We start from the raw sequence: 9,150 nt of genomic DNA, 5'->3' as shown, positions 1-9,150 counted from the left end.
CTGCTGTCATTTCATTCTCCTTTTGTAAGGTTGAATAAACAAAGTGCGGTCGAAAAATCTTTTCTTCATTTCTCTACATAAACTCCTCCTTATTCTCCTTATAAAAAAAGCGAGGTGACTTTTTGATCAAAAGTTGCCTCGCTAAAACGATCATCTATCCGCTTGTCATCTGGAACCCAAGAACTTCTCCATCCACAAAGGTCACCAAGCATCCACGCAATATCCCCTCTCCATACTCACTACCTGGATTGATACAGGTAGTGCGGCCAATTTTTGCGACGGACTGAGATTCGTGAATATGTCCATGTAATCCAAGCATCGGTTTATAAGTTTCAATGGATCTACGCACAGATTTGCTCCCAGCACCATGCATGACCATCTGCCCACTCTCGATTATGGGTTCGGGCGGATCCTTTTCCCAATCCAACATCGGACATGTATCCAAAGAGGAATTTGATGGCGGATCGTGGAAGTTGAAAATCGCTCTACTCATATCTGGAACTTTTACCACCATTTCTTCAATCAGATCATGTAGTTTCTCATCGGTAACTTCACGAGGAGTATTCCAGGGAGTTTTTGTACTGAACCCCACAGACACCATGGTGTGGTCATCATCAACATAGACCATATCACCTTCACAACCAAAAAATGATTCTGTATCTTCCCGTTTAATAGCTGTTAACACTTCAGGGTCATCATCGTTCCCCCCAGTTACAAAACATTTTTTCCCGGTACCGGCTAGTCGCTCCTCTGCCAGATCAACCCAATCACTTAAACGCTTGCGAGCCAGTTCATGAAAAACCTTGTTAACTGCTTTTTCGTCAGCAGACAAAGCCCTGAATTCACCCTCATCCATGATCTTGTGATAAAAACCCAAAGTCCCCAGGCGGTTAGTGAGACTGTCTAATTCAGCTTGCGTCGAAAATTTCTCAACTCGCCCTTGTAAGGTAGCCCGGAAATTGCCATTCTTTTCTTTGATAATTGGTATAAGCATCTTACCGGTAATATCCCCTCCCATGACGAGGATATCTACCTCGTAAAACTTACCCGCATTGATAAATTTACGATATGTACGCTCAGAGCCGTGCAAATCTGTTGCGTAAAATAAGCGAGTTGGTTTTTTTTTGTTTTTCTTCGAAAAAAAGGACATGCCATACCTCCGAGTTTAGAACCAGATTGACTAAAAATGGGAACAATCAGGAGTTGATCAATTTGCTTTCGCAATTTTGATTTTGACAGAATGGGCTTCAAGTAATTTAAATGCAGCCTTATCTATTGCCTCATCTGTAATGAGTACATCAACCTCATCAATTGTAGCGATCTGGAAGTTGGAGACCACCCCCCATTTACTGTGATCAGCAACAATGATGATATCTCCGGTGGTGCGTTCAATCATTTGCCTGACAACCTCTGCTTCTCCATTGGATGGAACAGTACAACCATACTTTAAGCTGATCCCATCCACCCCAATAATTGCCTTGTTTGCATACACATGCTTCAGATTTTCCATTGCAAAACGGCCTGCCAGGGATTTTGAACGAGGTTGATATTCACCACCAATTGAGAAATGATGAAATCCCGGCTCTCCCATTTCGTGAGCAGCATTAAAATTATTAGTAAATATGGAGATTTCAGGATCATCGCGAATCTGATGGATAACCTGGGTGGTAGTTGTCCCACTATTAATAAATACGATGTCCCCTGTTTCAATCAGCGAAGCCGCCATCGCACCAATTTGGCGCTTTTGTTCTGGGTTACTTTGGGCCCTCTGCCGATACTCAGGCTCTATATTCATGCGCTGGCTAAGAAACGCACCTCCATGGGTCTTTTCTAAAATGCCCTCCTGCTCCAGCCATTCCAAATCCCGACGTACGGTGGCCTCCGACGCATCCAGCATTTCGCATAGATCGACCGTTCGGACGATCTTATGGAGTGTCAGATACTCCTGGATTCGCTCTCGTCGTTGAGCCGGGATAAGCAATTTACTCATCAAAATTGGCCTCAATACAGACAGAAAATGAAGGGAAATAAGCGCTTGGATGAATTATTATATAAGAATATGAAGAAATTTGCAAGTTACTGATTTTTCAGCTATAATTTATTCGAAAGTAATTCTCAAACCTGAACTGGCATGCGTTCCCAAACAGGCGTTATTTGCCAAAACTTCAAAATGGGAGTGGTATATGTCCAACAATTCAATTGGCATGGGCAAGCAAGATCGAAAAGAGCGTGACAAGTTTGAAGGCGAGCTTCAGCGCATACTCAAAGTCAGTGATGATGCCGGCATTCTACTAAGGGTAATCGGATCACTGGCTTTTCAGATTCACTGCCCAAAGTACGGTTACCTTCAGGAAGCCATGGGGCGTGCCTATACTGACATCGACTTTGCCGGCTATAGCAAGCAAAGCCAAGAAATCAAAAATTTAATGACCGATCTGGGATACACTGAGAGGCGGGAGGTTTTCATATATAGCGAGGGTGAACGATCGATATTTGACAATTCTGAGACAGGGATTTATGTAGACGTTTTTTATGAAAAATTGGATTTTTGCCACCCGATCTATTGGGATGGTCGTCTCGAAGTCGATAGCCCTACCATCCCTCTTGCTGAGATGCTCCTGGAAAAAATGCAAATCGTTCAAATCAATGAAAAGGATGTCATCGACACAATTATGTTGTTGCTTGAACACCCCCTGGGTGATAATGACATTGAGACAATCAACATCAAACGTATTGCAGAACTTTGCAGCACAGACTGGGGTTTATGGCGTACGACTACGATGAACCTGGATAAAGTACGGCAACTGGCACATGGCTATGAACAGCTCAAGAATGAGCATAAGGCGCATATTGAATCACAAGTAGCAAAAGCCCTGGAGCAGCTTGAGCAAGAACCAAAGTCGCTGGCCTGGCGTCTGCGCGCTCGTGTTGGCGACCGTGTCAAATGGTACAAGGAAGTGGATGAAGTCTAGTAATCGGAGGAAACTGGTATGACAAAAATAGTCCGTGACGTGATGCATCCCGGGGTGATCACCTGCCAACCCGAAGCGATATTGGGGGAAGTTGCCGTTTTACTCACTCAACATCACGTCCATGCTTTAATCGTTACTGATCGTGATGGTCGCCCACTGGGCATTATTTCTGACTACGACCTGCTTGCCGGTGAGTGGCTATCAGTTGATGCTGAAAGTCTTGACGCGATGCGCAAACTGACAGCAAACGACCTTATGTCTTTCCCTGTTGACACTATTGATGCCAATATGAACCTCAAGAAAGCGGCCCAAAAGCTAATTGACGAGGATGTTAACCGTTTGCTGGTCACCGATAATGGAACCCCTGTGGGTGTTATTTCCATATCTGATTTTGTTTCCAGCTTAGCCAAAGAGGGAAAATCGCGACGCGAAACCGTTGCAGATGTCATGTCAGATGCCATCATGGTTTGCCGCGGCAAAACACCTATTATCTCGGCAGCCCGCTCAATGACGGATGCAGGCTGGAGATCTGTTTTGGTGGTTGATGCGAAAGGCAAGCATCTCGGCGTGGTAAGCGGAAAAGATCTGGTGAATTTTGTTGTAAAGGGGGTGGACGAAAGCATGACTGTGGCCGATGTGATGCACCCAGCATTGACCGTCCACATCAACACCAGTCTTCGTGAAGCTGCTAATTTGATGATTCAGAAACACTTTCACCGCCTGATCGTAATTGATGGTGATGATCCGGACGCATTTCCTTTAGGCATTATTTCGTCCTATGACATTGTGGCCGAGATGGCAAGGCCTGACTCAATCTGGCAAAAATAAAAGGATGAATTCACTTCCAGGCTTTGCTGCGAGAAATTTCATTAAAATGAACACTCCTTTAATGGAAGCTAGCATCACAAAAATTCAATATTCGCGCAACGAACCGGGAAATTAATCAATTTAGAAATCCGCACCCAATCTCATCATGGGTATGTCATTCGATCATTTATTATAAAAGTCGAAATCATAAACGACCTCACCGGGGTCAATCGATCAAGGAGATAAATAAAAATGGCTGAATTTCCTTCACAAGCTCAAGTTGTCATCATTGGTGGTGGTGTTGGCGGGTGCAGTATCGCCTACCATCTTACCCTCATGGGCTGGAAAGACGTTGTCATTCTCGAACGTCATGAGTTAACCAGTGGCTCCACCTGGCACTCGGCAGGTTTGATCGGACAGATGCGTTCAGACGCAAATCTGACCCGCATGATGCATTACAGCACCGACCTATATCGGCGCCTCAAGGATGAGACCGGCCATGATCCCGCCTGGCGCGAAGTCGGTGGACTGCGCCTGGCATCATCTGCGGAGCGCATGGAAGAAATCAAGCGTCTGGTTGGCATGGCGGGTTCCTTCGGCGTGCCAATGGAACTGGTTTCGCCAAAAGAAGCTCAGGATATGTTCCCGCTGATATCATTGGACGGTGTTGTCGGTGCTGCCTACACACCCAACGATGGCGTCATCGATCCCACCGGGTTAACGATTGCGCTAGCTACGGGCGCAAAGAAACGCGGCGCTCGTATTTTTGAGGAAACAAATGTAGAGAAGATCAATCTTGAAAATGGGCGCATCAGCGAAGTAGTGACCGACAAAGGCAGCATCAAAACTGAGATCGTGGTGAACGCTACCGGTCAATGGGGGGGAGAGATTGGTAAAATGGTCGGTCTTAGCCTGCCAGTTGTCCCGATGGCTCATCTTTACGCGATCACCACGCCCATTGAGGGCGTAGGCCACGATATTCCAACCCTGCGCGATCCAGATCTTTTGGTCTACTGGCGTGAGGAAGTTGGTGGCTTTACCACTGGCGGCTACGAACGTGATCCAGCCCCCTTTGGCTTAAATGGCATCCCACGTGATTTCAAATATAAATTACTCCCGCCGGACTGGGATCGCTTTGGACCGCTAATGGAAAATTCCATCAAACGCGTCCCAATTCTGGAAAACGCCGAGATCAGGCAATTACTAAACGGCCCCGAAGGCTTCACCCCCGATGGAGAATACTTACTCGGTCCAACATCCGTAAAGGGTTTCTGGGTTGCCTGTGCGTTCTGTGCACATGGACTGGCCGGGGCAGGCGGCATCGGTAAGGTCATGGCTGAGTGGATCATCGACGGGCACCCCGAATGGGATATGTGGCGTCTTGATGTGCGTCGCTTTGGCTCCAACTATAACAGTCAGGATTATACCGTCGCACGCACTCTTGAAACCTACACGCAGTATTACGATATTCATTTCCCGGGCGAGGAACGCCTCTCACGTCGAGGTCTGCGTCTCTCCCCCACCTATTATCGACTCCGCGATCTGGGTTGCCATTTTGGCGAAAAGACCGGTTGGGAACGTCCAAACTGGTTCCAGCCTCACGAAGAGAAAGCTGCGCACGGTCACGAACCAAAGGGCTGGGCACGTCATAACTGGTCACGCGCTATCGGATACGAACATATCCAAACCCGCGAAAATGCCGGTCTTTTTGATGAGACATCCTTTAATAAGTTTGAAGTCCGTGGCTCGGGTGCACTGGATTTCTTGAACTATATTTGCGCGAACGATATCGACCAGCCAGTTGGGACGGTCATCTACACTCAATGCCTGAACAAACGCGGTGGGATCGAATGTGATTTCACTGTTACCCGATTGGAAAATGACCGTTTCTTTATCATCACCGGAACTGCCTTTGGACAACATGATCTATCCTGGCTCTCCCTTAATCTGCCCGAAGATGGCTCTGTGACGATAAAAGACGTAAGTTCCTCTTATACCTGTCTTGGTATTTGGGGCCCCAAAGCACGTAAGATCCTGGAAAAAGTAACATCAGACGATATATCCAATCGGGGCTTCCCCTACATGACTGCCAAGCAGATAACCGTTGGTGATGTCCCGGTTAACGCTTCGCGCGTGACTTATGTCGGCGAGCTGGGCTGGGAGCTTTATTGCCCAATGGAATATGGTCTGCGTTTATGGGATACTCTCTGGGAAGCCGGTCAACCCGAGGGAATGGTAGCAGCTGGATACAAGGCGATTGAATCGCTCCGCCTGGAAAAAGGATACCGTTATTGGAGCGGTGAAATCACCCCAGACTATACACCCTTTGAAGCCGGTCTCGGCTTTGCCGTCAACCTGAAAAAAAGAGACTTTATCGGGCGTGAAGCCCTGCTCAAACAGAAAGAATCCGGTCTGAAACAGAGGCTATGCTGCCTGACCATCTCCGATAGCCGCACTATTGCCCTGGGCAAGGAGCCAATCCGGTCTGGCGATGAGATCATCGGATGGGTAGCATCTGGTGGATACGGCTATTCGATCGCAAATAGCATCGCTTATGCTTACCTGCCAATGGAATACGCCAAGGCTGGCACTGAATTGAAGGTTGAATTCTTCGGAACACAGGTTGATGCAGCAGTAACACGATCACCACTTTGGGATCCAAAAGGAGAACGCATCAAGGCTTAGGACGAAAGGGATCCGTAGATTCCCCTCTCCTCAACTCTGTAATTGTCCATATAAAAAGAAGAAAATCAAGATGCCTGATGAAATATTTGACATTATAGATGATGACGATATAGTTATTGGCCAAGAAGTTCGATCTTATGTTCACCAACGCGGATTATGGCACCGAGGCGTACACGTTCTTCTTTTCACACGTGAGGGGAAGCTACTTGTACAACAACGCAGTAAGGACAGGATGCATTCGCCTTTGGCCTTGGATTGTTCAGTTTCAGAACATGTAAAAGCTGGCGAGAATTATTACATGGCAGCAATACGGGGACTGCTTGAAGAGATGGGTGTATCCGGGGTTGAAATACAGCCACTCATAAAATTCAAAATGAAGTATGGTCCAAACGACAATGAAATCAGTGAGCTTTACCGGGGATTTGTTAACCCCAATGCGGTGAAATTTGACCCTGTTGAAGTTGAGGGAATTGAATATTACAGCTTGCCTGAATTAGAAAAACTTGTTAAAAACAAAGATTTTATTCTCAGCTATTGGTTTGAACAGATCATCCACTGGTATCTAGGCAATCCATCTGCGCTAGAGGTGCTTAAAAACTATCCAAATCCATCACCTGAGTAGGCAAGATACAATTTCCCCACACACTTAAAATCAATGGACAAAACCGACCTGCAAGCGAAAAAGGCAGAGAGGATGCTAAACTCTCCTTAAAAATACAGGAAGGGGATGAATAGTCAGTGATGATAAAATAGGCCAGTTATTCCAAGACAAAGATAAAATTCATTGGGAGCTTCGATCATGAAATTATACGGACGTTCAACCATCAGTGAGTTTTTAGGTGATAATATTGTTTTCCGCAGTTTGAACTCGCTTGATAAACGTTTACCATCTTTGGAAGAATTGCGCGCCATTGTTAATATCCATGATCAGAGCATTCCGCGCAAGACATCCACTGATTATGCCAACCTGGTCAGTCACTTGCTCAAACGTGCACGAGCACTTGAGGCTCCCGGAACAATAATCAGCCGACTGCTCTTTGTCGGTGATACGCGCCTCAACGATGCTACCGCTTTCAACAAAATCTGTGCGGCTGGCGATTGGCCGGGAATAGCCTTTATTTGTGCGGAAAAAATACAAGATGAACCATATCTCGAGATTCTCGAACAAGAAGAAAGGCGCCTGCTATATTTAGCCAATCGCTGGGAGTACCTCAATGATTTTGATCAGAACCTTGCCAGGCATGATTTTTATATTGACGAAAGCACTGCCATCATTCTAGACCTGGATAAAACCTGTGTGGGAGCGCGAGGACGCAACGATCAGGTCATTAACCAGGTGCGGGTAGAGGCCGCTTTCGCTACTGTGGAAGATTTGATCGGCAGCGAGTTCGATGCGGAAGCTTTCGAAAAATCATACAACCTGTTCAACGAACCTGATTTTCATCCCTTCACAACCGACAACCAGGATTACCTGGTTTATATTTGCCTGATCATAAGCACTGGGCTATATGAGCAAGAAAAACTGGCCGAGGACATCCGCAAGGGAGGGGTTTTACTATTTGATCAATTCCTGAACGATGTACAGGCCCAGGCAAAGAAATTGCCGGTTGGGGTGCGGGAAATCCACAAGGATGTCTTTGCCCGGATGCAGCAAGGCGACCCAACCCCCTTCAAGTCTTTTCGGGCGCAGGAATATCTGGCAACGGTAGCCCATATGGGCCAAATGGGTGAGGCTACTCCTTTGGATGAAAGACTTTCCCAAGAGATCATGATTACCCAGGAGGTTCGGGAACGAGCCTTGGATTGGCTTTTCAAGGGGGCTCTGCTCTTTGGATTATCCGATAAACCCGACGAAGCCTCAATTCCCTCCGCTGCGTTAGCCAGTCAGGGTTATCTCCCGATCCATAAAGTTGAAACCAGCGTAGTCGGGGGTTAAACTTTGCCAATGATCTCGGTCTTTGCACTAAAGATCTGATTACCCCAGACGTGGTGGTTGGAACCACTTCATCCCCCATTTTTTCTGAAAGACTTTTTAAGAATAACGCGAGTACTCTCCAAGGCATTCCCGTTTAGGTCAAAGGGGATGACGGTCTGATGGAAAAACTTCTGTCGTGGGATCATCTTCAAATCCTAGTCACACGATACCCACTTGCTATTTGCATTACTCGATGCAATCACAGAATTGACAAAGCGCACTCCCAGCAAACCATCCAATGAATTCGGGAAATATAGCACCAATGGATCGGCTTTTTTACCTGAGCGCCGTGCTGCAATCGCCTCGGCTGCGTCAGCATAGATATTGGCAAAGCCCTCATGGAATCCTTCCGGATGACCGGCAACGATCCGGCTGGATCGTGCGGACAGTGGGTATGTCCCCGGCCCATTCGGTGTCCGGTTTTGAGAGGGAGCGCCCAAGGGCTTAAAGGTTAATTGTTGCGGTACCTCCTGCATCCATTCCAATGTTCCCTTGGTGCCACTAACTCGAATACGCAGGCAATTTTCCACACCGGCAGCTGCCTGGGTTACCCAAAAGTTGCCCCGAGCGCCATTTTCAAATCTAAGCAATGCCCCCGCATAATCCTGTATCACACGACCGGGAACGATCGTCCCGGCCTCAGCAGCCACTTCTGACACCTCCAGCCCGGTAATGAAACGCACCAGGTTATGAGCATGGGTGCCAATATCC

The 9,150-nt window shown here is 47.1% G+C and carries 8 protein-coding genes; 5 read left to right on the top strand and 3 right to left on the bottom strand.

Annotated elements, in window-relative coordinates:
• Positions 1-154: 154 nt before the first annotated feature.
• Both AC3DOM_RS12250 and AC3DOM_RS12245 read right to left on the bottom strand, forming a co-directional pair.
• A complete protein-coding gene (locus AC3DOM_RS12250) occupies positions 155-1,150 on the bottom strand; it encodes a metallophosphoesterase family protein (RefSeq protein ID WP_487919333.1) in 996 nt (331 codons plus the stop codon).
• Positions 1,151-1,207: 57 nt separating this feature from the next.
• Positions 1,208-1,990, bottom strand: a complete 783-nt coding sequence (locus tag AC3DOM_RS12245) for a DeoR/GlpR family DNA-binding transcription regulator (RefSeq protein WP_487919332.1) — start codon at positions 1,988-1,990, stop codon at positions 1,208-1,210.
• Between the two features lie 193 nt (positions 1,991-2,183).
• Between AC3DOM_RS12245 and AC3DOM_RS12240 the strand changes: the two genes are divergently transcribed.
• The 5 genes from AC3DOM_RS12240 to AC3DOM_RS12220 all read left to right on the top strand — a co-directional run bounded on the left by AC3DOM_RS12240 (position 2,184) and on the right by AC3DOM_RS12220 (position 8,400).
• Positions 2,184-2,972 (top strand): hypothetical protein, encoded by a 789-nt coding sequence (locus AC3DOM_RS12240; RefSeq protein ID WP_487919331.1) that lies wholly within the window; start codon positions 2,184-2,186, stop codon positions 2,970-2,972.
• A gap of 18 nt (positions 2,973-2,990) precedes the next feature.
• On the top strand, positions 2,991-3,800 hold the full coding sequence (locus tag AC3DOM_RS12235; RefSeq protein WP_487919330.1) for a CBS domain-containing protein: 810 nt from the start codon (positions 2,991-2,993) through the stop codon (positions 3,798-3,800).
• Positions 3,801-4,031: 231 nt separating this feature from the next.
• Positions 4,032-6,464, top strand: a complete 2,433-nt coding sequence (locus AC3DOM_RS12230; RefSeq protein ID WP_487919329.1) for a GcvT family protein — start codon at positions 4,032-4,034, stop codon at positions 6,462-6,464.
• Between the two features lie 70 nt (positions 6,465-6,534).
• Complete coding sequence (locus AC3DOM_RS12225; RefSeq protein WP_487919328.1) at positions 6,535-7,086, top strand: NUDIX hydrolase; 552 nt, start codon at positions 6,535-6,537, stop codon at positions 7,084-7,086.
• 177 nt (positions 7,087-7,263) lie between these two features.
• Positions 7,264-8,400, top strand: a complete 1,137-nt coding sequence (locus AC3DOM_RS12220; protein ID WP_487919327.1) for a hypothetical protein — start codon at positions 7,264-7,266, stop codon at positions 8,398-8,400.
• A 194-nt stretch (positions 8,401-8,594) separates the two neighbouring features.
• On the opposite strand, the gene AC3DOM_RS12215 is transcribed toward AC3DOM_RS12220, so the two are convergent.
• Positions 8,595-9,150, bottom strand: a 556-nt coding sequence (locus AC3DOM_RS12215; protein ID WP_487919326.1) for a Gfo/Idh/MocA family protein, incomplete at its 5' end; no start/stop codon positions are given.

The organism is Candidatus Desulfolinea nitratireducens (assembly GCF_982879505.1).
This window is presented reverse-complemented; position numbering and strand designations above follow the sequence as displayed.

What these genes read in the sequence shown, in the direction of transcription:
- AC3DOM_RS12250 (WP_487919333.1), bottom strand. Translation starts at nt 1,150, where the DNA reads ATGTCCTTTTTTTCGAAGAAAAACAAAAAAAAACCAACTCGCTTATTT.
- AC3DOM_RS12245 (WP_487919332.1), bottom strand. Translation starts at nt 1,990, where the DNA reads ATGAGTAAATTGCTTATCCCGGCTCAACGACGAGAGCGAATCCAGGAG.
- AC3DOM_RS12240 (WP_487919331.1), top strand. Translation starts at nt 2,184, where the DNA reads ATGTCCAACAATTCAATTGGCATGGGCAAGCAAGATCGAAAAGAGCGT.
- AC3DOM_RS12235 (WP_487919330.1), top strand. Translation starts at nt 2,991, where the DNA reads ATGACAAAAATAGTCCGTGACGTGATGCATCCCGGGGTGATCACCTGC.
- AC3DOM_RS12230 (WP_487919329.1), top strand. Translation starts at nt 4,032, where the DNA reads ATGGCTGAATTTCCTTCACAAGCTCAAGTTGTCATCATTGGTGGTGGT.
- AC3DOM_RS12225 (WP_487919328.1), top strand. Translation starts at nt 6,535, where the DNA reads ATGCCTGATGAAATATTTGACATTATAGATGATGACGATATAGTTATT.
- AC3DOM_RS12220 (WP_487919327.1), top strand. Translation starts at nt 7,264, where the DNA reads ATGAAATTATACGGACGTTCAACCATCAGTGAGTTTTTAGGTGATAAT.